This window comes from Novosphingobium sp. (assembly GCF_019748365.1).
Taxonomy (GTDB): domain Bacteria; phylum Pseudomonadota; class Alphaproteobacteria; order Sphingomonadales; family Sphingomonadaceae; genus Novosphingobium.
Map to the genome: position 1 here is coordinate 60,996 of NZ_JAIEPN010000043.1, position 23,862 is coordinate 84,857.

15 protein-coding genes and 1 riboswitch are annotated in these 23,862 nt (G+C 65.9%); of the genes, 10 read left to right on the top strand and 5 right to left on the bottom strand.

Annotated elements, in window-relative coordinates:
• Positions 1–246: 246 nt before the first annotated feature.
• From K5Q19_RS06505 to K5Q19_RS06525, 5 genes are all read left to right on the top strand, one after another.
• The gene (locus tag K5Q19_RS06505; protein WP_292942402.1) at positions 247–1,968 is read left to right on the top strand and encodes a ShlB/FhaC/HecB family hemolysin secretion/activation protein; all 1,722 of its coding nucleotides are present in this window, start codon (positions 247–249) and stop codon (positions 1,966–1,968) included.
• A complete protein-coding gene (locus tag K5Q19_RS06510) occupies positions 1,968–7,655 on the top strand; it encodes a hypothetical protein (RefSeq protein WP_292942405.1) in 5,688 nt (1,895 codons plus the stop codon). Before K5Q19_RS06505 ends, K5Q19_RS06510 begins: the two co-directional genes overlap by 1 nt.
• Positions 7,652–10,726, top strand: coding sequence for a CHAT domain-containing protein (locus K5Q19_RS06515; RefSeq protein WP_292942408.1), 3,075 nt, complete (start codon positions 7,652–7,654; stop codon positions 10,724–10,726). Before K5Q19_RS06510 ends, K5Q19_RS06515 begins: the two co-directional genes overlap by 4 nt.
• 168 nt (positions 10,727–10,894) lie before the next feature.
• A riboswitch (glycine riboswitch) is annotated at positions 10,895–10,996 on the top strand.
• A 134-nt stretch (positions 10,997–11,130) separates the two neighbouring features.
• Positions 11,131–12,450 carry a D-amino acid dehydrogenase gene (locus K5Q19_RS06520; protein WP_292942410.1) on the top strand — a complete coding sequence of 440 codons (1,320 nt, stop codon included), beginning with the start codon at positions 11,131–11,133 and terminating at the stop codon, positions 12,448–12,450.
• Between the two features lie 127 nt (positions 12,451–12,577).
• Entirely contained in the window at positions 12,578–12,901 is a 324-nt protein-coding gene (locus K5Q19_RS06525) for a PilZ domain-containing protein (RefSeq protein ID WP_292942412.1), read from the top strand.
• A 10-nt stretch (positions 12,902–12,911) separates the two neighbouring features.
• Here the strand turns inward: K5Q19_RS06525 and K5Q19_RS06530 are convergent, their stop codons facing one another.
• The gene (locus K5Q19_RS06530; RefSeq protein WP_292942415.1) at positions 12,912–14,342 is read right to left on the bottom strand and encodes a class I SAM-dependent methyltransferase; all 1,431 of its coding nucleotides are present in this window, start codon (positions 14,340–14,342) and stop codon (positions 12,912–12,914) included.
• 70 nt (positions 14,343–14,412) lie between these two features.
• Between K5Q19_RS06530 and K5Q19_RS06535 the strand changes: the two genes are divergently transcribed.
• Entirely contained in the window at positions 14,413–15,354 is a 942-nt protein-coding gene (locus tag K5Q19_RS06535) for an FHA domain-containing protein (protein ID WP_292942418.1), read from the top strand.
• Positions 15,355–15,379: 25 nt separating this feature from the next.
• On the opposite strand, the gene K5Q19_RS06540 is transcribed toward K5Q19_RS06535, so the two are convergent.
• Together K5Q19_RS06540 and K5Q19_RS06545 are read right to left on the bottom strand one after the other, a co-directional pair.
• Positions 15,380–17,461, bottom strand: coding sequence for a protein kinase (locus K5Q19_RS06540; protein ID WP_292942421.1), 2,082 nt, complete (start codon positions 17,459–17,461; stop codon positions 15,380–15,382).
• A 1-nt stretch (position 17,462) separates the two neighbouring features.
• Positions 17,463–18,251, bottom strand: a complete 789-nt coding sequence (locus K5Q19_RS06545; protein ID WP_292942424.1) for a protein phosphatase 2C domain-containing protein — start codon at positions 18,249–18,251, stop codon at positions 17,463–17,465.
• Between the two features lie 104 nt (positions 18,252–18,355).
• On the opposite strand from K5Q19_RS06545, the gene K5Q19_RS06550 reads away from it, so the two are divergent.
• Entirely contained in the window at positions 18,356–19,696 is a 1,341-nt protein-coding gene (locus K5Q19_RS06550; protein ID WP_292942426.1) for a M23 family metallopeptidase, read from the top strand.
• A gap of 20 nt (positions 19,697–19,716) precedes the next feature.
• On the opposite strand, the gene K5Q19_RS06555 is transcribed toward K5Q19_RS06550, so the two are convergent.
• Positions 19,717–20,601 (bottom strand): type II CAAX endopeptidase family protein, encoded by an 885-nt coding sequence (locus K5Q19_RS06555; RefSeq protein ID WP_292942429.1) that lies wholly within the window; start codon positions 20,599–20,601, stop codon positions 19,717–19,719.
• 246 nt (positions 20,602–20,847) lie between these two features.
• Here K5Q19_RS06555 and K5Q19_RS06560 point away from each other — a divergent pair, with 246 nt between their 5' ends.
• Entirely contained in the window at positions 20,848–21,555 is a 708-nt protein-coding gene (locus K5Q19_RS06560) for an OmpA family protein (protein WP_292942431.1), read from the top strand.
• A gap of 46 nt (positions 21,556–21,601) precedes the next feature.
• Entirely contained in the window at positions 21,602–22,192 is a 591-nt protein-coding gene (locus K5Q19_RS06565; protein ID WP_292942433.1) for a hypothetical protein, read from the top strand.
• A 28-nt stretch (positions 22,193–22,220) separates the two neighbouring features.
• Here K5Q19_RS06565 and K5Q19_RS06570 read toward each other — a convergent pair whose 3' ends face one another.
• Entirely contained in the window at positions 22,221–22,469 is a 249-nt protein-coding gene (locus K5Q19_RS06570; protein ID WP_292942435.1) for a PAAR domain-containing protein, read from the bottom strand.
• Positions 22,470–22,639: 170 nt separating this feature from the next.
• Between K5Q19_RS06570 and K5Q19_RS06575 the strand changes: the two genes are divergently transcribed.
• Positions 22,640–23,785 carry a type VI secretion system ImpA family N-terminal domain-containing protein gene (locus K5Q19_RS06575; RefSeq protein WP_292942438.1) on the top strand — a complete coding sequence of 382 codons (1,146 nt, stop codon included), beginning with the start codon at positions 22,640–22,642 and terminating at the stop codon, positions 23,783–23,785.
• Positions 23,786–23,862 lie beyond the last annotated feature (77 nt).

The window sequence follows — 23,862 nt, forward strand, 5'->3', positions numbered from 1 at the left end:
CGGTGCGAGTCGATTTGTACATCGTTCCGCTTTGGATCAATGCTCCTAAATATCGTTCTTAAACAATAAATTGGCAATGCCCTAAAGCGTTTGACTCGCTCACTCGCCGCTTGCTACGCGAAACGTAACCAGAATGGCGGGGCCGCAACGACCGCAACAGGGCAGGTAAGGGCCTCGATTATGGAGGAGGGTGCGAGCACCGGCAGACGATGGGCAGGATTGCTCCGCGGTCGCTGGCTACCGCTTGTGTTCATCGCCGCCGTCGCAAGCTTGGTCGCCTGCCTGCCTTCAGGCGCATCGGCCCAGGTCAGCACGCCCTCGATTGCCGGGCCCAGCCGCGATGAGCTGGGCGGTATAACCCGCGCACCCGCGGTGCAGGCGCCGCGCCTGACCGTCTCGGGCGGGATCGAGCGTTCGGGCTGCCCGCTCGCCGATCCGCAATTCGCCAAGATCACCACGACGATCCGATCCGTCACTTTCAACGGGCTCAAGGGTGCAACCGCGGCCGAGATGGAGGCCGCATGGAAGCCGTTGGCCGGAACCCCGCAGCCCATTTCGGTGCTGTGCGAGATCCGGGACGCGGCGGCGACCATCCTGCGCGGCAAGGGGTATCTTGCGGCGGTGCAGGTGCCAGTCCAGCGGATCGAGAACGGCGAGGTGCGCCTCGAAGTCCTCTACGCGCGGATCACCGCGATCCGCGCACGCGGCGAAACCCGCGGGGCCGAACGCAAGCTCACGGCCTATCTTGGTCGGTTGACCCGGGACGACATCTTCGATCGCAACAAGGCCGAGCGCTACCTGCTTCTGGCGCGCGATCTGCCGGGCTATAATGTGCAGCTCACCCTGCGTCCGGCAGGCACCGCACCGGGCGATCTGATTGGTGAAGTAACCGTTCTGCGTCAGGCATTTGCTGCCGATTTCTCGGTCCAGAACCTCGCTGCTGCAGCCACTGGCCGGTGGGGCGGGCAACTGCGCGCGCAAGTCTTCGGCATCACCGGCGCAGGCGATGCGACCACGCTGTCCTACTACACCACTTCGGATTTCCGCGAGCAGCGCATCCTGCAGGCCAGCCATGAGTTTCGCCCGGGAAGCGACGGCCTTCTCGTCGGTGCGTCGTTGACGTATGCCTGGACCAAGCCGGATCTGGGCCAGACAACCGGTGGGGCCCCGCTCGAGGCAACGACCTTGCTCGCCAGTCTCTATGCCCGCTATCCGCTCGTTCGTTCGCAAGCGGGCGATCTCTGGCTGGGCGGCGGCTTCGATCTGCTCAATCAGGATACGACGCTCATTCTTCCGCTGAGCCGCGACCGGTTGCGGGTGCTCTGGGCCCGGCTAGACTTTGACCGGATGGACCTGACCCGCGCCGAACCGGCCTGGCGGATTGATGGCTCGCTGGAGATCAGGCAGGGACTCGCCGGTCTGGGCGCTTCGCCTTCATGCGTTGGCGCTGCCTGCGGCACCCGCGTGCCGACGAGCCGGTATGATGCATCGCCGGCGGCCACTGTGGTGCGGGCTGAAGTCGAGTACGAACGCGCGCTCGGCCGGTTTGCGCTCGCCGTTCATCCGCGTGGACAGTATGCTTTTCGAAAAGTGCTGGGTTTCGAAGCCTTTGCACCCGGCAATTACACCGTCGGGCGTGGGTATGATCCCGGTGCGATCCTTGGTGACAGCGGGGTTGGCGTGTCTGCCGAACTGCGCGGACCGCATCTGCCTATTGGCCGCGGCAACGGACCGGTCGTGCAGCCGTTTGCCTTTTTCGATGCTGCCTGGACCTGGGATCGCGGGGCCGGAAAGCCCCAGCGCCTGAGTTCCGTCGGCGGCGGCTTGCGGGCTGAGCTCGGCAGCCGTTTCCGGCTTGATGCCAGCCTTGCGGTTCCGCTCGACCGGGTCGGGCTCCTCGACCACAAGCCCGCGCCGAGGCTGCTGGTCTCGCTGACCACCCGCCTCGCACCATGGGGAGGCCGCTGATGCGCCCGAGACTTGCCAGCGCTGGGTCTCTGCTTGCCTTGGCGGCGATCTTGGCCGCCGCGCCAACGGTCGCATCCGCGCAATCGTTCAACGCGTCCGGCACGATCGTGGCCGGTTCGGGCGCGATCATCGAGGGCGCGGGATCGACTCTCGTTGCGACGGATTCGCCAAATGTGGTGATCAACTGGTCACCGAACGACATCGCCTCGGGCGGCGGGCCGATCAATTTCCAGTCCGCCGGCACTAGCGCGCTGTTCACCAACCGTGACGCGACTTCGCTCACCGTGCTCAACCGGATCCTGCCCGCAGACGTGACCCGGCCGATCACGTTCAATGGAACCGTCACGTCGCAGATCGTCGACCTCGCCACGGGCGCCGCGAGCCGGGGCGGGACGGTATTCTTCTATAGTCCGGGCGGCATTCTCGTATCCGCGACGGGCTTCTTCGACGTCGGCAATCTCGTTCTGACGACCTCGGATCTGAACTTTGATGCCGCTACCGGCGCGTTCGGAACTGCAGGCACTTACAGGTTCTTGCCAGCGAATGCTGGCAGCTTCGTGGAAGTGCAGAATGGGGCCCGGATCTCGGCCGCGTCGAACAACGCCTATGTCGCGCTGATCGCGCCGAAGGTCACCAATTCGGGCACGATCAACGTCGATGGCTCGGCGGTGATCGTGGCGGCGGACGCGTCGACCATCACCTTCAGGCCCAACGGCCTGTTCGACATCCAGATCGATCAGGGGACGAGCGCGGCCGGGGAAGTGGTGACCAACGACGGCGCGATCACCGGGCCGGTGGGCAATGCCAATGCGGTGCACCGGGTCTACATGGTCGCCGTGCCCAGAAACGATGCCATTACCATGGCGATCAAGGGCGGCAGCACGCTCGGTTTCGATGTGGCCGGGGCCGCCAATGTGGATGGCAACGCCATCGTGCTCTCGGCCGGGTACAACATCACCAATGGCCTGATCGATGCAGTGCGCGCCGCGAGCAGCGCTGCGCCGGCGACGCTGGCGATCGGGGCGATCAATGCGACCTCGCAGCTTACCGGGAAGGCCACCGGCCAGGCCTCGCTCACCGTCGATAGCGGCAATGCCGGGACGTTTGCGTCCAATCTCTCGCTGTCCGGTGCTGCGGACCCTGCTGCAGCAACCGATGACGGCGCATTCATTTCGGTTGGCGGTATCGGCTCCACGCTTGATGTGACCGGCGACCTGCAGCTGACGGCTCTTGATACGGGGCAGATTTCCGGAAGCCCCACGACGGACAGTGGCAATGCCGTGATCACCGTTGATGAGGGCAGCCTCAGGGTCGGCGGCGCTGCGACGATCAGCAGCGCCCGCGCACCTTTCGTCAGCGTTGATGCGCAAGCCGGTAACGCAACGCTAACCGCACGGGGCGGCGCGGTGGTTGATATCGGCAGCGATCTGACGCTCAATGCGAGCGGAACCGGCAAGAGCTTCAGTTTCAACTCTCCCACCGGCCCCAACAAGGCGAATGGTGGCATCGCGCAGCTTTCGCTCGAAGGGGAAGCCGACGTCACGGTTGGCCGCAATCTGGTGCTCGATGCCTCGGGAACCGGCGGCAGCGCGCTTGACGACGGCTTTGCGGGCGCGGACGGGGCCGGTGGGCAGGCCATCATCGAGGGCAGGGCGAATGGCGGCGGCCTTGCCGTTACCGGCGTCACCACGCTCGATGCGCGCGGGATCGGCGGCGCCGGTCAGCGCTGCATTTCCTGCACGGTGGAAGGCGGCACGGGTACGGGCGGCAATGCCAGCGTGATTGCCGGTGCTGCCACGAATTTCGACTTCGGCAATGCGGTCACGGTTGATGCGACCGGACAGGGCGGGGCAGCGGCAATCGACGCTGGCAAGGACGGGGGCGCCGGCGTGGGCGGCAGCGCGGCGGTCCGCTCGACCGGCGGCGCGGTTACCTTTGCGCAGACCCTTGATGTGCTGGCAGACGGCCGGGGCGGTGCGGGGGCAACGGTCAATTTCGCCGTGTCGGGCGCGACCGGCTCGGGCGGAACGGGCGGTGCCGGCACCGGTGGCACGGCAAGCCTTGCCGCGGGCGATGCAACAACCCTTGGTGGCGGCGGTAGTATGACTGTCACCGGGCTGACGACCGTATCGGCAGCCGGTAGCGGGGGGGATGGCGGAAACGGCGGCACCGGCACGGGCGGCACTGCGGCGCTCACCGCACGCAATGGTTCGGTGAATGGCGCCGAGTTGACCGTGCAGGCCACTGGCGTTGGCGGCGCGGGCGCTAATGGCGGCATTGGCGGCGCGGGCACCGGCGGCAACGCGGATGTCATCAGTTTCGCGGCGGTTGAAGGCGGTGCGACCGTGGGTTTTGGCGGAACGCAGGTTGATGCACGTGGAAGCGGCGGCGTGGGCGGCACGCCGTTCCTGCTCCCGGACGCGGGCGGTGCTGGCGGCGATGGCACGGGCGGACGCGCGCGCGTATTGGCACAGGCCGGCAACGCCAATCTTGTGCTGGCAGGCGGTACGGTGTCCGCCAATGGCGAGGGAGGCATCGGCGGCACGGGCGGAAGTATTGTGAGCGGTGGTCCCTCCGGCGTCGGCGGGGCGGGCGGCATTGGCCGCGGCGGTGCGGCCACGCTGGGTGTGATCGCGGCGCCTGCTTCGGGTTTGCCCGCTGGGTCTGCCACGATCGGAGAAGCGGGCGTATTCGCGAACGGCCTCGGCGGAACAGGCGGTGCGGGCGGGCAGGGCTTCGTCACGGCAACCGATGGCAACGGCGGCAATGCTGTGGGCGGCACGGCGACTATCACTGCCGAAGCGGGGGTCCTCAACCTCGATAGCACAATCGTCGTCCAGGCCGATGCGACGGGCGGCAGCAGCGGGACTGGCGCTGGCGGCAATGCGCAAGTTGGTGGCAGCGCCGATCCCGGCGACTTGCGCGGCGCTCGCCTGCTGATCGGAACCGGCCGGATCAACGGCCAGGCGATAACGCTGAGCGCGAATGCTTCCGGCGGCACGGGCGTAACCAACGGAACGGCGTCCATTCTCGGCCACCCGCTGATCTGGCAAATCAATGGCGGATCACTCGGTGCAGATAGCCTTGCTTTCAGCACTGCGGGGACGGCGGCGGCCGGGGCGCCGGCCTCGACCATCGCGCTCAAGGGCGGCAATTCCGTGCTGACGGACACCCTCAGCTTCACTACGCCTGCCGATCTCACGGCAACGCTCGACGGGGCGGATGTTTCGGCCGACACCGTGACGATCTCTGCCGGGAACTGGCTGCCGGGCGTGGTCCCCGCCGGTGCAGCTGGCACGCTTTCAGGCAGGACATCGGTCAGCCTGACGACGGGCGCAGATCTCTTTGCCCATCTTTCGGCAAGCAGCGGCGGTGCGCTTACGCTCACCGCGCCGGGCCGTGTTCGCCTCGATGATCTGACATCGCTTGGCGCAGTCGGTGTGACGGCGGGCACGACCGCTTCGCTCGGCGCGATCCGTGCGGGTGGCGACGTGACAGTCAGTGCACCTGGCGTTGTTGGTGTGGGCACCATCACGGCCACAGGTGCGGCATCGCTGACATCGGGCGCAGCACTGGCCACCGGTGCGGTCACGGCAGGGCAGCGCGTAGACCTCACCGGCACGAGCTCGGTCGCCGTGAGCGGTGCCATCCAGTCGGGCGACAGCGTGCAACTCTTCTCGGACGGGACGGTCAATGCCGGCGCCGTTTCGGCGGGGCTTGTCAGCCCGTCTGCGCTGCTGGGCGCGACTTACGGGATTACTGTGCGCGGCCTTACCGGGGTCACGCTCGGCAATCTGGCCGCGGCGCGCGATGTCATCGTGCTTTCGCCCAGGACGATCACCACCGGTTCGATCACCGGGCGGGATGTCGCAGTCCTCGCCGGCGGCGCGCAGTCGCTCGGGGCGATCACCGCGCCGGGCCGCGTGCTGCTGGCGGATTACGAGATGTTCGCGCTCGGCGGCAATCCGCTGAGCGATTACGACCTTGAGGCAGTCCTGACCGCAGCTCCAGTGCCGGCACGCGGCTCGATCACCGTGACGGGTGCGATCAATGCCGGCGCGCTGAGGGCAGTGTCACTCGGCGCTGTTTCGGTCCGTAACGTGACCACGAGGCGGGCGCTCCCGGCAAGCGGCGCGATCACGCTGCAGGCGGGAGGCGCTCTGGCCGCCGGGGCACTTGTTGCCGACAACCGGATCGACCTGACCTCCGGCACGACCATGGATGTCACCTCGGCAGCGACAGGTGATGCCCTTGCGCTCAATGCGACGGGTGCGCTGACGGGCGGCAACCTCACCGGCGGCACGAGCGTTACCGTAACGGGCGGGGCGGCTGTGACTGCGGGAGCCGTGGCATCCAATGGCGCCGTGGGCCTGACTACTGGCGGCGGGCTCACGCTGACGGGGCCAGCTAGTGCTGCGACATTCACGGCAACGGTGGCTGGTGACGCCAGCACGCAGGGCATCATCGCCACGGGCAGCATCCTCGTCGATGCCGTCGGCACGGTGCGGCTTGGCGGGGTGTGGCAATCCCCCTCGATCGAAGTGCGCGCGAACGATCTCGACATGCCGGCAGGCTCCGGCCTCAACGCAGGCGTTGCGGGCACGATCGCGCTGGTTTCGCGCAATGCGGCGGGCATGCGCATCGGCGATGGGCTCGATGGCAGCGTCGTTCCCGCCGGCAGTTTCACGATCGACAATGCCGAATGGAGCCGCATCAACAGCGGGTCGGTCAGCGTTTTCGCGCGGGATGTGGCGGGGCCTATCGATCTTCTGATCGGCAAACTGGACATGACCGGTCCCGATGCGGGCAGCACCATCGATGATCCGCTCGGCACCGTGCAGTTCACAACCGGAGGAGCGGTGGCCGGTGCGCCGAGCGGGACCATCCGCGTCGCAGGCGCGCTCCGGGCTATCGGCTTCCGTTCAACCAACGCGCTCGTCTTCCGCACCGGCCAGTTCCAGATCGCGGCCGATACCGGCAGCCTCACGATGCTGGGCACGGGCGATGTGGCCGCCGGCACGCTGCGGATCAATGCGCGAGACATCCACGTGGCGGCAACGCCGCTCCTGGCTCAGCTTGCTGCGGATCCCTTCTTCGCCGGAGTCGAACCGGCGCTGGACCGCGTGAGTGCCGGGGGCACCGGGCCGGTCTTGCGGGCTGGCGCGCTCGATTTCACCGTGGGCCGCAGCTTCTATATCCAGCGCACAGGCAATGGCTTCGATCCGCTGGGTTTCGAGGAGCCGCTCGATGGCTTCAAGGTTGCGCAGGCTGGACCGGACCCGATCGCGGTGATCATCAACGGCACCTTCCGCACGGCGACCGGGCTCGTCAGCGGGGCCCAGGCGTGGCGGCAGTTCAAGAACAGCGGCTTCGATTTCTCCGGCTTCACGGCGGACAGCCGCCTCAACGGCTGCTTGCTCACCGCGGTTTCCTGTGGGCTCGATGCCCGGCAGCTGCCCGATCCCGGCATCCGTACTGTGATCGAGGGTGTGGGCAAACCCCGGATCGGCGACACACCACGCGATCCCGACGAGCGCAAGACTCCAAGCGGCAACGCGATCCTCCCGAAGCCCTTGTTGCTTCCCGTCCAGCCGGATGCATTGCCCGGCGAGGTTGACGAACCGATCGCAGGCAGCGGCAATCCGGCGCTGGCCGGCGGCAGTGCGCCCGAAGGAGTGCGGCCATGAAGCGCGCACTCGGCCTGCTCGCCGTTCTTGGCATGATCGGTGGTGGTTTCGTTCCCGCAGAGCTTTCCGCGCGCACAGTGCCGATTTCGGTCCGCAGCACGTTCCGCCTCGGCTCGGCGGGCGTGGTCTGTTCCGCGCAAGTCGCGCCGCGCGATCCCCGCCTGAGCGGCATGTTCGATCGCGGCTACACGATTTCCTGCCGCGACGCTGCTGGCCCGGTGGGAACACTGGTCGCGCTGCGGCATGCGGTCCCCATCGACGCCGCGCCCGTGGCCGGTGTTCCCGCCACCGCCGGGCCCCAGCGCGCCTGCGGTGCTGCCGGACGCGTGGAGATTGCGGCGCTTGGCAATGCCGAGGCGATGATCTGCCGCGATCCGGCCAGCGGGCTTGATTACCGCCGCTATGCCCTCGTGCGCGGCGATACCAGCTACTTCGTCGAAGGCCTCGCTGCCTATGATTCCGCGCTGCGTCTGGCGCTGGCCAGCGTCGTGTTGAACAAGGCGGTGCCGGGCGAGATCAAGGTCGCCACCACCGAAGTGACCGATGCGGCAGCCTTCGCGCGTCTGCAGGCGGGTCTGCTCGATCCGCTGGGGGTGCGGGGGGAAGGGTACCTGCGCAACAACGGCAGCAGCTTTGCCGAATCCGCCGCCTTCTTCGAAGTTCTGGCGGAAAAGGCGCGGGGCCTGCAGGGCGAGCGGGCCGAGATGGCGGAAGCGCTCGCCAACGAGGGGCTCCAGCAGTCCAACCTCGGCAACTTCGATGTCGCCGCGCGGCTCTTTGGCGAAAGTGAACGGGCGCAGCTTACCGGCGACGGCCTCAGCCAGCGCCTGCTGCGTAATTACCGCGCGCTTGATCAGCTCAACCAGCGCCGTCCCGATGCAGCAGCGGCGGAACTGGCAAGGCCGGTTGACCCGGTAAATGCGATATTCAACGGCGCAATGCTGGCGGAGGGCGAGATCAATCTGCCTCTGTCCGAGGCGATCAATCGCGAGAACAGTGCCGCTCGCCGCATGGGCACGCCTGATCCTGCGCTGAGCCGCGCGGAAAAGGCCGAAATCCTTGACGGACAGGCTCTCGCAATCGGCGCCACCGCCGCGCGCATGGCAGGCCGCATCGATGAGGCTGCTAATGGTTTCGCCAGGGCGCGCGAGCGGCTCGGTGCAGTTCGCGGCGGGCAAGTCGGCTCGATCGTCTGGCTCACGGCCGAAATCGATATCGAGATGGCTCAGATTGCCGGAGCGGCCGGACGCAAAGGCGAGGCCGAGGCAGGCTTCAACCGCGCGATTGCCGCGCTGGAAGCGGCCTATCCGGCGTCACCGGCAGTGCTGTCCGCCAAAGCGCGCAAGGCTGCCTTCCTGCTGGCCGCCGGTGATCGCAGCGAGGCCGCCAAGCTCTTCGGCGCCGTGGTTGAAGAAAGCGCGTCGGTCCCGGATAGCGGCACCACCTTGCGCGACCTGCTCGCGCCCTATTTCGGCCTGCTGGTGGGTGAGGGCGGCGATCCCGCTGCACACGCTGCCGCCGCGTTTGCCGCGGCGCAAGTGCTCGAGCGTCCGGGCGTGGCGCAGACGCAGGCCATTCTCGCGCGGCAACTGGCCGAAGGCAACGATGCGGCGGCGGCGCTGTTCCGCCTCTCGCTCGCGCGCGGCCGGGATATCGCGCGCGCCGAGGGGGAAGTTGCGCGGCTTGGTGGGCTTGCCAATCCCACCGCTGCCGAGACGACCGAGCTTGGTACGCAGCAGCAAACGCTCGAGGCCTTGCGCCGCGAGCAGACCCAGCTTCTGGCGAAGCTGGCGGCCTATCCGCGTTACACCGCGCTCGCGCCCAAGCGGGCGGCGCTGGCCGAGATGCAGGCCGCGCTCAAGTCCGGCGAGGCTTACTACAAGCTCGTGGCGGTCGGACAGGACCTTTATGGGCTCTACGCGACGGCCGGATCGGCCCGCCTCTATGCCGTGCCGCTCTCGCGCAGCACCCTGGCGCGCGAGGTGCAGAAGATCCGCGACAGCATCGTTACCATCGAGAACGGGAGGGCGGTCAACCGGCCCTTTGATCTTGATCGGTCGCGCAGCCTCTACAAGGCGCTGTTTGGCCCGGTCGATGCCGAACTCGCAGGCGTGAGCCACCTCGTGTTCGAGCCTGATGCGGCGATGCTCCAGCTGCCGCCTGCAGTTCTGGTCACCGCCGACGCCGGCATCGCGGCCTACAAGGCGCGCACGGTCGATATCGATGCGGATGCATTCGACTTTACCGGCATCGCCTGGCTCGGGCGCGGGCGCGCGATCTCCATCGCGGTCAGTCCGCGCGCTTTCCTCGATCTGAGAGCTCTCGCACCTTCGACCGCGCGGCGCCCCTATCTCGGTTTGGGCAACAATTCGGTTCCGCAACAGCGGCCCGTGACGGCGGTGGCGGATAGCTGCGATTGGCCGCTGGCGGTCTGGCAGCGCCCGGTGAAGCCTGAAGAACTGCTGTTTGCGGCCAAAACGCTGGGCAGCATGAGCGTGGTGAAGACCGGCACGAGCTTTACCGATGCCGGCCTCCTCGCCGATCCGTCACTCGATCAGTACCGCGTCCTCCACTTCGCGACGCATGGTCTGGTTTCCGCCCCGCGCAAGGATTGTCCGGCACGCCCGGCACTGGTCACGAGCTTTGCCGCCAAGGGATCGGATGGGCTGCTGAGCTTCCGCGAAATCTTCGATCTCAAGCTTGATGCCGATCTCGTGATCCTCTCGGCGTGTGATACGGCGGGCATGGCGACTGTCGCCGCGAGCCGCGAGGCCGGGGTGACGACGGGCGGCAACTACGCGCTCGACGGGCTGGTGCGCGCCTTCACCGGTGCGGGCGCCCGCGCGGTGATCGCCAGCCACTGGCCGGTCCCGGATGATTTCAACGCGACACGCCGGCTGATCGGCGGCCTCCTTGCCGGCAAGCCCTCGGAGTCGGTCGGTCATGCACTCGCCGGGGCCGAGGCCGCCCTGATGGATGATCCGCAGACCTCGCATCCCTTCTACTGGGCCGCCTTTGTCGTGGTGGGTGACGCGGCGAAGCCTGCTGTGGCGGCGGTGACAGCGCGCTGAGTGATCGCTGTGGGCTAACGGGATTAGGGGCTGGACCTGATCTCTTCGCTGATGCACAATCAACTGGCGAGATAAGGTCATGCCTTCGAGTCATGACCTTACTTGCTTCGCAAGCCATTCTGGCCACCACGGCCTTCGCAACAAGGAGAACGCCGCAACCATTGTCTTGATGACCGCATGGGAGAGCCCGGATGAAGCCTCTGTTTCGATCCGGCGCCGACGGAGCAACCCCCCAGGAAACTCTCAGGCACCAGGAACCGTGCGGTCTTGACACTCTGGAGAGTGATGGCGCGGCATTTCGCGGCCATCCGCCGACGGAGAAAGCCGAAGTGTAGGGTCATGCGCAGTCCGTGCGTGATACCGAAACGGTCAAGCTCTCAGGCACAAGCGACAGAGATGGGGAAATGAACGCCGCGCTGGCCCGCATGGGCCGGCTGAGACTCATTTCACTCATCATGGAGCAAGAGCTCATGTCGCATTTTGCGGTTATCGGCGCCGGCATCACCGGCATTACCACGGCCTACGCGCTGATCGAGCGCGGGCATCACGTCACTGTCATCGATCGTCAGCCCCTGCCGGCCATGGAGACCTCGTTCGCCAATGGCGGGCAGCTCTCGGCCAGCAATGCCGAAGTGTGGAACTCGGTCGGGACGGTTTTCAAGGGTCTGCGCTGGATGGCGCGGCGCGATGCGCCCTTGCTGTTCAACCCGCGCCCGGGCTGGCACAAGTTCTCCTGGATCGCCGAATTCCTCGGCGCAATCCCCAAGCACGATGTCAACACGATGGAAACGGTGCGGCTCGCGATCGAGGCGCGCAAATACCTGTTCGATATCGCCGAGCGCGAAGGCATCGATTTCGACTGCGAGAAGCGCGGCATCCTCCATATCTACCGGAACCCGCAGAGCTTTGCCGATGCGGCGCGCACCAACGAGCTTGTCCGCGCGGGCGGGCTTGATCGCTTCCAGGTCAGCCCGGAGGAAATGCGCCGGATCGATCCGACCGTCAGCGGCGACTACTGTGGCGGCTACTACACGCCCTCTGACGCGACGGGCGATATCTGCAAGTTCACCCGCGGCCTCGCCGCCGCGTGCGAGCGCAAGGGTGCGGTGCTGCAGCTTGATCGCGCGGTGCAGGCGATTGCCGTCCATGACCGCGGGGTTACGATCCGCACGGCGAGCCTGCTTGATGCCCGCATCGAGGATGTCGGCCACTTCGATGGCCTCGTCATCTGTGCCGGCGTGGGCAGCCGCCGCCTTGCCGCGATGATCGGCGACCGGGTCAATGTCTATCCGGTCAAGGGCTACTCCATCACCGTCATGCTGCGCGACGAGGCGAGCCAGAGCGCGGCACCATGGGTCAGCCTACTCGACGAGGATGCCAAGATCGTCACCTCGCGGCTCGGCAAGGACCGCTTCCGCGTGGCCGGCACGGCCGAGTTCAACGGCGAGAACCGCGACATCCGTGCCGACCGCATCGCTCCTTTGGTCCAGTGGGTCCGCCAGCTCTTCCCCGGCGTCAGCGTCGGTGAAGTGCTGCCTTGGGCCGGCCTGAGGCCGATGCTGCCCGACATGATGCCGCGTGTCGGCGCAGGGCATCGGCCGCGCGTGTTCTACAACACCGGCCACGGCCATCTGGGCTGGACGCTCAGCGCTGTCACCGCGCAGATGGTGGCCGCTACGATCGACCAGTCGCTTGAGACCAAACCCACGCTGCGCGTAGCCTGACGCGGCCAGATCTACGTAGAACACCGCATGACCGGCCCGGGCGCCCTGCTTGCCTAAAAGGCAGGGTTACCGGGCCGTTCTTCCTAGTGAGCGAGGATCATCCGATCCCGCACAGGGAATACGCGCCATGCTGGTCAAGCACGCTGCCGGAAACGAGGCCAATCCATGGAGTTCAGCGCCGCACGGCCCGGTGATCACCGCGACCTACCGCCGCGGGGTGCTGCGCGCGAAAGTGGCGGTGAGCGAGCTTACCTGCCGTTCGGCGCGCATCGATTCAATGGATGCCGTGAAGCCGGGCATGCTGGTGTGGCTCACGCTGCCGGGGCTTGAAGCCCGCCCGGCAACAGTTGACTGGACCAGCGGCTTCACCGCCGGCTTGCGCTTCGAGGCACCGCTGCACCCGGCTGTGCTCGATGCGATCCTCGATGGCCGCATCGGCTCGGTCCATTAAGCCGCCGCGTTCAGATATCCGCTGACAAGGCAAGCATTCCCGCACGGGCGATCTGTTTGAGGCCGAGGTTGACGTCAAGTTCGGGCGGAATCCCGATCCGCGCCGCTTCGGCGGCAATTTCCTCTGCCGTGCGCGTGCCATCCATCAAGGCCATCAGACGGCGCGGTGCTTCCTCGCTCAATTGAACCACGCGGTGGTCCAACGTCACGACATAAGGCACCCCATGCGCGATCAGCGCGCGCACGAGCGAGCTGACAATTGGCCGCTCGCCCGGCTGCAGCGCCCCGGGGAAGGGGAGAGAATGCGGCTCGATGATCCCCCGGTCGATGAGGTGGAAGATCGCTGTTGCATGGTCCGGCGAGGCCGCAAGTTCGGCCAGCGGCACGCGCACCGGGGCAATCCGGATCAGCTTCTCGAGAAAATCGGCCAGCATCTGATCACCGAGCTCGAAATCGCCCGCGCTTGAGGTGAAAGTGTTTTCACCGGTCCGGCGCAGGCTGTCCGGTACTCCGGCCATCAGGGTGCCCAGCCAGGCAGGATCGGGAACACGAAGCGGATGCCGGCCCGGGCGCACGAAGAGCGACTGGTGAAAGAAGCTCACCTCGTCATTGTCGCGGCGCTGCGCGCGCCGCACGGTCTCGCGATCGTCCACCGCTTCGCCCGGGAAGCCGTGGAACAAGCCGCCCGCTTGCGCCTCCGTCAGATAGGCCAGATGATGCGCGGCAGCCTCCGCCACGATCGTCTGCAGCGACTTGGGATCGTAGACCGGGCCAAGTTCATCGTGGAACAGGGTGTGGCGATTCTTGTTCAGGGTCAGCCGCGCGGCACGGCGCAAAGCCGCCTGCGATGCGGAATCATCATCGCGCGGACGGCCGAACTCGGTCAGCACCGCAGTCGCGCGGTCCATCCGCGCCTCGGGATCATCGACGCCGTCCAGCTCGAACAGCAGCATATCGCGCAAGGCAAGGCGGATGTGCCCGCCGGGCAGCGCATTGTAGCTAATGAAGACGATGCCGTTCGGCGCGAGCACGCGGTCGATCAGCTGAAGCGTCGCGCGCTGCACATGTGGCGGCACCCAGGCATAGAGGCCATGGGCGATCACGTAATCGAACGGCCCTTCCATCGAACCGGCCGCGTCGAGGATATCGGCGGTTTCGATGCGGACGTTCGCAAGCCCGGCCGCAGCCATCAGCGACTGGCCATGGGCGACGGCGCTTGCGGCAAGATCGAACGAGACGAACTGCGCGCCGGGATAGGCGGCCGCCATGGCCAGCACGTTGAGTCCATCACCACCGGCGATCTCGAGAACCCGCGCGCTGCGCGGATCGGCAGCATCAAGGCCATGCAGCCGGGCAATTGCGGCGAGATGTTCGGGCGTGGTCGTGCGGTAGACGGCGGATGGATAATGAACCTGATCGTAACTCGTCGGACTTGTATCCAAGGTCCGGTCTCCCGCTATTGCGCAAAGTCTGCGTCCAACTAATAATGCAGCCGGAAACACCGGAGGCAAAATGCCGCTTATTCTCGCCCTGCGCAAGTATCCGGGGGCACAGCCGCCAGCCCCGCTGCAGCTGGAGCGCGGAGAGGCGAGCGTGGGGCGCGGTGCCGGAGCGGACCTCCTGCTCGACGATCTCTCGGTCTCGCGGCGCCATTGCACGATCGCCGGTGAAGGCATGGCCTGGCGGATCACCGACACCAGCACCGGCGGGACGATGATCAACGGCCACCGATTGACCGCGCCGCATATGCTGCGCCACGGCGATGTGATCGGCGTGGGCGGATGCGAGATCGTCGCGATGCTGCAGGACGCCGAAAAGTCGGCGGCGGTGCCTGCCGGGCACGACAGCTGGGGTAGGCCAGTCGGCGCGGCGCCGGTTTCTGCGCCTCCCGGTTCGGCCACTGCGATCCCGAATGGATGGAGCGCTGCGCCCCAGCCAGCACCTGTCACGACCATTCCGCCCCAAGCCGCCGATGCGGTGGGTGTCCTGCTTCAGGCGGCGGGTCTGTCGCGCGCCCATGTTACCGGGCCCGATGCGCAAGTTCTGGCGGCATGCGGCGCGTTGCTGCGTGCTGTGATGGCCAGTTTTGCGGCGCAGGCGGCGGACCGGGCAAAGGCGCGGGCCGATCTCGGCATCGCGGCAGAAACCGATCCGCCCTTGCCGCCAGAGGCGCTGCTGCAGCGCCTGCTGGCGCTCCCTCCGGCAGAGGCGCAGGCGCGGATTGCGGCGATGTGCGGCGCGATAGATGCGCATCAGCGCGCGCTGCAGGCGGCTTTGCAGGCAAGCCTGCACCATGCGCTCGACCAGTTTGCCCCGGCCTCGATCAAGACCAGCGCGCGCAGCGAGGCCGAAGCATGGCGCGCCTATGAGCAGGCGTTCGGCACGAAGGACGGCTTCGTCGAAGTGTTCGCCAAAGCCTTCGCGCAGCACTACGCGGCTTCGACCAAAGGCTGAGCGTTCCGTCCGGCGCCCGTTGCGGCTACTGGACGGTTGTCGCCGGGCTGCCGCCAGCCGCTGCATTGGGCTGCGTATCGACGAACTTGTACCAGACGATCTGGACCTTCCAGCCGTTGGCCTTCGCCTTGGCTTCGAAGGCCGCTTTCCCGCCGGCGCTGACGAGATCACTCAGCGAGTCCTTGGTGAAGCCGCCCTTTCCGGTAATCAGCACGAGACCTGCCCAGCCGGGCTGCGCGTTGGTCTCAAGATTGATGCGATAAGCGTCTTCGCCCGGCAAACGCTCGACGTTGGGCGAGCCGACAACGGCTTGAAAAGCCGCGCGATTGAGCGTGATGTCGGTGATTACGTTCGATTTTTCGATCGAGAACAGCGCGAACTCGTCCTGCACGCCCGCGAGTGACAAGTCGGTGATCACTTTCGTGCCAATCTGTCCGTTGTAATAGCTCTCTGGCGGCATCGTATCGAGTTCATACTCGGGCTGCTTGCGGGTCATGTGAATGGGCGGGCCGGCGCGAAACTTGTTCAGCTCATCGAGGACCGGACAGAAGCTGTCATCGATCCGCGCGATGCCGGTAAAGTCGCTGCCTGCCTCGACGCCCAGACTCTTTGCCGCCTGAATGATGCCGTTTTCGGCATCGAGCGGCGCACCTGCGACACCGGACCCCGTCAACGCAATGCCGGCGCCATCACGATTGACGTCCACGGTCATCCACGAGCAGGGAATCGCTGGCAGCGCGCTCTGCACCGCTGCGTCGATCTTCTCGAGAGGAACGTTCGATGTGGCAGGCGCCGAGCTGGTGGCGTCAGGCGCGGCAGTCTTCGAGCCGCCGCCCGAGGCCATGTAGCCGATCCCGCCCAGCAGAGCGACTGCCAGAAGCGCGCCGCCCCCGATCAGCACCGGTTTGGGGGGCAGGCTGGACCCGGACCCCGCACCCTTGGCCGCGCCAGCCGCGCCAGTGTTCTTCGCTCCGCCCAGCGCGCCGGAGCGCTTCGGTGCCTTGCCGGACATGGCCTGATCGAGCGCGGCAATCACCGCATCCATCGAGCGCAGCCGCTTGAGCGGATCGGCCACCAGCATCTGGTCGACCACCTTGCGCACCCGCGGCGGGATCGCGCTGGTATCGACACCGTTGCGGCGCTTCATGATCGCTTCGGCGGGCAGGCCGCCCAGATCGGGCTTGCGTCCCTGCGCGAGAGCAAGGATCACGAGCCCGAGCGAGTAGACGTCCGACCAGGCACCGATCTGCTTGTCGAAATCGCCCAGCTGTTCGGGGGCGACATAGCTGGGCTTGCCGGCGAAGCCATCGCCGATGATCGTCTTCGAGCCGGGATCGGTTTCCTTGACGATGCCGAAATCGATGATCTTGGGCCGGTCCAGCCGGTCGCTGTCGAGGATCACGTTGTCGGGCGAGATATCGCGGTGAACGACGCCGAGTTCGTGGGCTTCGCGCAGACCTTCGGCAAGCTTGCGCAGCAGCCCTGCCAGTTCATCTTCCGTGAGGGTCGATTTGCCGACGATATCCGAAAGATTCTGGCCGCTGATATAGCCGGTCGCGATGTAGTAGAAACCGAGTTCCGGCTCCATCGCATAGCCGCGATAGCGCACGACCGCAGGGTGCGAGAGTTCGGTGAGGGCCTGCGCTTCCTTGCGAAACATCGCCATCACTTTGGGATCGGCGGACAGTTCGGGCAGGATGGTCTTGATGGCGACACGCTCGCCGCTGGCGATGTTCACGCCTTCAAACACTTCACCCATGCCGCCGCGCGCGATGAAGCGCTTGATCTCGAACATGTGGTTGAGAACCGTGCCGATTTCGAGCGAGGCGTGTTTGCCGCCAGATGGACGTGCGGGTGCCGGGGCGGGGGCCGGTGCGGCGAGCGGGGGCGCGGAAACCGGGATCGGCGACATGGGCGGGACACCGGCCAGCGGAGCTGCGCTGGCAGGCGGCTCGGAAGATGCTGCGAAAACCGTTCCTTCTTCCTGATCGTCGGGCGCGGCGAAGGGATCGGGGCCCGGCGTACCACCCTGCGGCACACCCGCATCGCCCGGTGCCGCGGGCGATGCGGAAGGCTGAAAGACCGTTTCGTCCTTTTCGTCGCTCACGTCAGTTCTCCGCTCCGCCGAACTGGACCAAGGTCACTTCCGCGGTGGCCACGCCCACTATCGTGATGTTGTCAGGCGCACCGAGCTCATGGCAGCGCACGATCATCTGCTTTGCCGCATCTTCAAAGGGTTGACTGGCAAGGGCATCCTGCATGGCCGCTTCCCCCATCACGCCATAGAGGCCGTCGCTGCAAAGAACCAACAGATCCTCGTCGCACAAGGTTTCGATCATCGTATCAACCGCCAGCGGCCGGGCGACGCCGACCGCGCGGGTGAGCACGTTGCGCAAGGGGTGCGTGGCGGCTGCAACCTCGTCGATCACGCCGTGGTCGACCAGTTCCTGCACCTGGCTGTGATCGCGGGTCAGCCGGTAAAGACGGCGATCGCGCAGCAGATAGGCGCGGCTGTCGCCCACCCATGCCACGCCGAAGCGCTTGTCGCGCACCGCGAGGGCCACGGCGGTTGAGCCCATCTGCTTGCCGACCCGCTCGGACTCGCCGAGAATGCGCTCGTTCGCTTCGGTCAACGCGCCTCGGATCGCTTCCAGCAGATCCTCAAGACCTTCAACGGGAGGGACGGCGGCAATCGCCTCCACGACCTGGCTTGAGGCCCAATCGCCCCGCTCGAGGCCGCCCATGCCATCTGCCACCAGCCAGACCCGCGATCCATCTGATGCGAGGTAGCTGTCCTCGTTGTGCCGCCGCACTGCACCGGTATCGGTAACCGCCCATGATTCCGTGCGAAATGGTATCACCGGTTCGCGCTCCACGACTGTCTCGACGAATGTCATAGACTGGTGGCTCCATTCTCGGCAACAATAACTGCCTGACAAGGACCTGCGGCTTTATTGCGCGGGATAAGGCGCCTTGTCCGAACGCAGCGCGGGACAAAGCAATGCAACAGGCCCTGGTGAATTCCTACGATCCCCGCCAATGGGCTGCTGCGTGGTCACCTGCTGCGGCCGAGGGGCTCAGTGCAGCGCGGCAAGGTCTGGCGCGGCGGCGCGTTCTCGCGCTTGGCCTCGGCGCCGGGATAGTCTCCGCAGGCGCCATTGCTGCATTCCTGACGCGGCCAAAGCTGGCGAGCCCGGTGCCGGGTGCCGCTGGCAACCTCGCCGCCGAGTCGTCTGCGGCCCCCGGCACGGTCCGGCGCGCCATGCTGCTGACCGGATCCGGCGAATTGCAGACAGCGCTGCAGCGCTTTGGCCTCTCTGCCCAGATGGCGGGGGATGTCGCGCGCGAGGCCAGCCCCGCGCTCGCCGCGCAAGGCGAGATACGTGCGATGCTGGAAATGGCCCGCTCGGGCGATGCGTTGACCTTCGTGCGGTTGCAGGCGTCGAACCCCGACAGCTCCGGCGCGATCGTCAGGCTGGGGGTCGATGGCAAGCTGGAGACGACACGCATCGCGGCGCAAATCAGCGACCAGATCGTCGTGATGCACGGGATCATGGACGGTGACAGTTTCTACAGCTCGGCGGTCGGGATCGGTGTGCCCAATTCGCTGATCTCGCCGTTTGCCAAGGCGCTGGCCTTCGATTTCGACTTCCAGCGCGAAGTGGCGGCGGGCGATGCCTTCGAGCTTGCCTTCTCGCAGCCGACCAACGCCTCGGGCCAGGCCATCGGCGCGCCGGAACTGGTCTATGCCTCGCTCACCACGCAGACCCGCTCGGCGGCGGTCTACCGCTTCCAGCCCGACAAGGGCGGCGAAGTGCAATGGTTCGATGCGAGCGGCCGGACGGTGGCCCGTTCGCTGATGCGCACGCCGGTCGATGGCGCGCGCGTGACCTCGAAGTTCGGCATGCGCATCCACCCGATCGAGGGGTACCAGAAAATGCACGGCGGTATCGACTTTGCCGCACCGATCGGCACGCCGATCTACGCCTCAGGTTCCGGTGTTCTGGAGTTTTGCGGACCGAAGGGGGGCAACGGCAACTTCATCAAGATCCTGCACGATAATGGCTGGGAAACGCTTTACCTCCATATGAACCGCTTTGCCGCCGGGATGGCGCAAGGTGTCCGCGTCGCGCAGGGGCAGCAGATCGGCGAGGTCGGCACGACGGGCCATTCGACCGGGCCGCATCTTCACTATGAAGTGCACATCGGTGGCGAAAAGGTCGACCCGCTGGGCGTGCAGCCCGACAACAGCACGAACAAGACGCTGACCGGCCCGCAGCTGGAAACCTTCGAGCAGGTGCGCGACTCGATCGACGTGAGCCGCGCGCAGCGGTCTGTCTGAACCAGGCCGCGCGAGCTTCCCTAGCGGGACTTTGCAGGCTCGGCAGAGGGCCAGATGATGGTTACCACCAGCAGAGCCGCCAGCACTACTACCGAGGAGATGCTGGCATTGAGCCCCTCCGGCCCGCCGCCCCACAAGCCCGTGCCGCGCAGATCGATATTGATCAGCGCCCCGAAAGTGCCGGACCCCGGATTGGGATAGAGGCCGAACAGCAGTTCCTCCGCTGAGTTCCAGCCGAAATGGATCATCCATGCCATGAGGAAGGAGCCGGACCGCGCATAGGCGAAGCCGAACAGCAATCCGCCCATCAGCATCGTCACGAACGACATGGGCTCACTTGCTGCAACCACGAAGTGCAGCATGGCGAACGTGACTGCGGCAATGATCACCGCGGGGGTGTGGCCCCAGCGCCGGGCCAGATCGGCCTGCAGAAAGCCCCGGAAAGTCAGCTCCTCGGCACCGCTCTGCAGCAGCACAAGCGCCGCTTCCAGCAGGAGCAGGCCCATGCCCTGCGGAGCTGCCGGGCCTTCGTTGGCCGTTCCGGCAATCGCGCAAAGCGCAAGTGACAGGGCAAATCCGACCACGCCCATGGCGAGGCCCGTTCCCGCGAACAACGCGGGCGCGCGACCGATCGGCACGGGCAAACGCCATAGGCGGATCGCCGCCAGTGCCAGCAGGCCCATCGGCGCGAAGGTGGCCAACGTGAATGCGGTCTCCAGCAAGGCTCCGGGCATTTCGGCTATCGCCGGGTTGGAGAGCAGAATGCCGAACAGCGCCGGTACGCCCCAAAGGAGCACCGCGGTTGAAGCGATGACGGCCGCGAGCGATGCCAGCCCCGCCGCCGGATGACTGGCAGGGGCAGGGGCAGGGCCCGAACGTTGTTGAAAAGGTTCCGCTTTCGCCATGGCCCTCTCCGCCCGCAATGCTGTTCTCAACTGGATATGTCACGGGTCCTTGGCAGAAGGTGATCGCACAAATCACGCGGCGAACAAGAACAATTCAATCCAGATGCGAATGCTCGGCACATCCTTGGCCCGTCTTCGCGGGGTTCGCGTGCCGATCAGGGACCGCGACAAGGTTGTCTGCATGCGGGTTAAGGTTTATCAATGTTTAGTTGATTCGAGTTCGCTTCAAATTAGGGGATGATTGCGATGGTCCGCGTTTCCATTGCCACTCTGGCGACAGCCATGGCGCTGGCTGGCGTCCAACCCGCTCTTGGCCAGAGTGCACCGGTAAGCGAGTCCGAAATCCATTGCTTCGTCTCGGGATGTGATGAGCCGAGCGCGGCACCGGCACCGCAGGCCAGTGGCAGCGCGGATGCGAATGCCGGTGATGATCCGTGCATGACGACCGGCGTCTGCCCGGCCGGCGAAACCAAGGGGTTCCACCTCTCCGGTGCCGCCCCGCGTCCGGTTGCTACCCGGCCCAACGCACCGGCTTCGGGCCGTTCCGGCCTTGTGAACACCGGTTCGGCTGCGAGAATGGGCGGTGCCGGTCGCCGCACGCCGCAGGCGCTTCCGGCCACGCGCCGTGCGCTCGATATGCGCCTTTCGTTTGAAAAGAGCTCGGCCGAGCTGACGCCGGATGCGCGCCAGCAGGCAGACGTGTTCGCGCGCGAGCTCGCCAGCGCCTCGGGCAACCGTCAGTTCGTCATCGAAGGACACACCGACAGCAAGGGGCCCGCCGCGTTCAACCGGTCGCTTTCCCGCGCCCGTGCGCAGGCCGTTGTGCAGTATCTGGTGAGCAAGGGCGTTCCGCAGACCAAGCTCCGTGCGGTGGGCTATGGCTCAGACCATCCGCGCGAGGGCATGTCCGCGACCGATCCCAGCAATCGCCGCGTGGAGATCGTGCGGTATTGAGCCGCGCTGACTGCCGTTCTCACATCCGATTGAAAGGAGCAGCCCGGTGGCGTTCGATGGGATGTGGGCCGGGTTCGGCTTTGAGAGCGGCGGCGAGATCATCTTCGGGTTAGGTCAGCAGAAGGGCATTCTCTGGTCTGTCCATGATGCCTTCACCGATCCTCGGCGCACCAGATGGTGCACCTTTCAGCAGGAATCCGCGAGCATAGGCCTGGGCTTGGGCGGATCCGGCGGCATAAACTTCATTGTCGGGTACAATGCCGCAGTGCCCGAAGATTTCGACCGGGCGAGCGGGGCCGAGTTCGATTTTTCCATCGATCTGGCCTTGGGTAAATTGGACAAGTATTTCAGGAATCTGCCAGAACTGATCGAACTTGCGGCGATAGGGCGCAAATTTGATCCAAACCTGATTGCTGTCGCAAATACGATGAAGAAGTACGAGAACAGTCGCGTTCTGAAAGCAGCAATTGAAAATCTGGCCAAGAACCAGTCAAGTGTCTTTGATACCCTGAAAGGTGAGGTCACCATGCTTTCGTTCCCGATCCCGGGTGCAGGAGGCGGCCTGCGCCTTTCGGTCAAGATGAAAGCGGAAAACACGTCCGTGCTGTCATTCGGAACGATGGATTTCAGTTCCTAGACAGCCTGACAGCCTGCTTGACGGGTTGTTATCCCCCCACGATCACCGTGAAGCACCCCAGCACGATGTTTCCGCCGTGCGCGGTCAGATCACCGATGCGCGCTTGCGGCATGCTGCCGGTGATCACCGTGGCGCTCCCCTTTACGATCGTATCAGGCGGGCCAACGCACACCGCCATGTCGGAAACCCGGGCGGCGGGAAGGGAGCCGATCAGGACGTTAGGCTGCCCCGGCGCCGAGATCGGACCGCCTACGTGGGGCACAACGCCTGTAACCATAGGGCAGACATGCATATCTGTAAGTCGCGCGGCGGGCGGCATAAGTTTTCCCGATCCGATCAGTGGTGCGGGGATAGTAGCAGTAGTACGTGATCGGTTCAAAAAAAAGTGGAGTGCGCACGCGAAAGCTGTCAGTTTGCTTGGGGCTTGAGGTTATTTGAGGGTGGCGCGTGCTCATTGACGATGAACGGCGGGCTGCGGTGCTGGCTCCTATCAACGATTCGGTCGGATCAGATGGTCGCGGCGACGAAGGTGATGCCGCAGATTTGCTGCGCGAGATTCGCTCGCAGCGCAAAGCCATAGTCCGGATCGAGCAGACTGCGGCAATGACCGACGATGATGTCGTGCTTCCTCCCGGCGCCTGGGATTGGGAAACGCTGGCCGAGAACGCGCTGGATTATCTTGCCGAGCACGGCAAGGACCTTGAGCCGATGAGCGTGGTGATCGAGGCCGCCGCCCGCAGCGAGGGGCTGGGCGATCTTGCCGCTGCGATGACGCTGCTGGCGGACCTTGTCGAAGCCTTCTGGGAACAGGGCCTGTACCCGGCCGAAGACGAGGATGGGCTGGAAACCCGCTTCCAGCCCTTGTCCGGCCTTTCGGGTGGCAGCAACGATCGCGATGGCTCGATGATCCAGCCGCTGCGCAATCTGGTGATCGCGCGCACGGGCGAGGGCGATCTGCGCTATCTCGACAAGGTGCGGGCTGATCTTGCGATGGCCGCCTCGCAGGGCCTTTCCGGCGAGGCGAAGACTGCGCGGCTCGATGAAGCGAGCACGCTCACCCGCACGATTGAAGGGCATGCCCGGCGTCTTTCGGGGGATGTGCTGTCGCGTCAGGCGAAGCTGGCGGGAGAGGCTGAGGATGCCTGGCGGCGGGCCATCGGGTTCATCATCGAACGTACCAAGCCGCAGATGCCGGCTGCGTCAAAGCTTGGCGACGAGCTTCGCGCAATGCGCCAGTGGCTCCTGACGATGGCGCCCACGCAGGCCGCCGAGGAAGCGCCGGCAGAGCAGGCCGAGCCTGTCGGGGGAGGCGAAGCGCCCGCTGGCGGCGCTGCTGCTGCGCAGCCTGGCGGCTTTGTTGCCGGCAAGATTACGCGCCGCGAGGATGCGCTCAAGGCGATTGCCGCCGCAGCGGATTACTTTCAGCAACATGAACCACTTTCGCCGCTTGCTGAAACGCTGCGCGAGGTTGACCGAAGGGCGCGCATGAGTCTTCATGACTTCCTGACGGAACTTATTCCAGACGATTCGGCGCGTAAGGATTTCTACTGGCGCTCTGGTATCAAGCCACCGTCGGGTGACAAAGAGTCGTAAGACGAGAACTGAGAGATGGCTCCGGTTTGGGGCAACGGGCTGAATTGACGGCGCGTGCGGAATCTAGGGAGATCGAC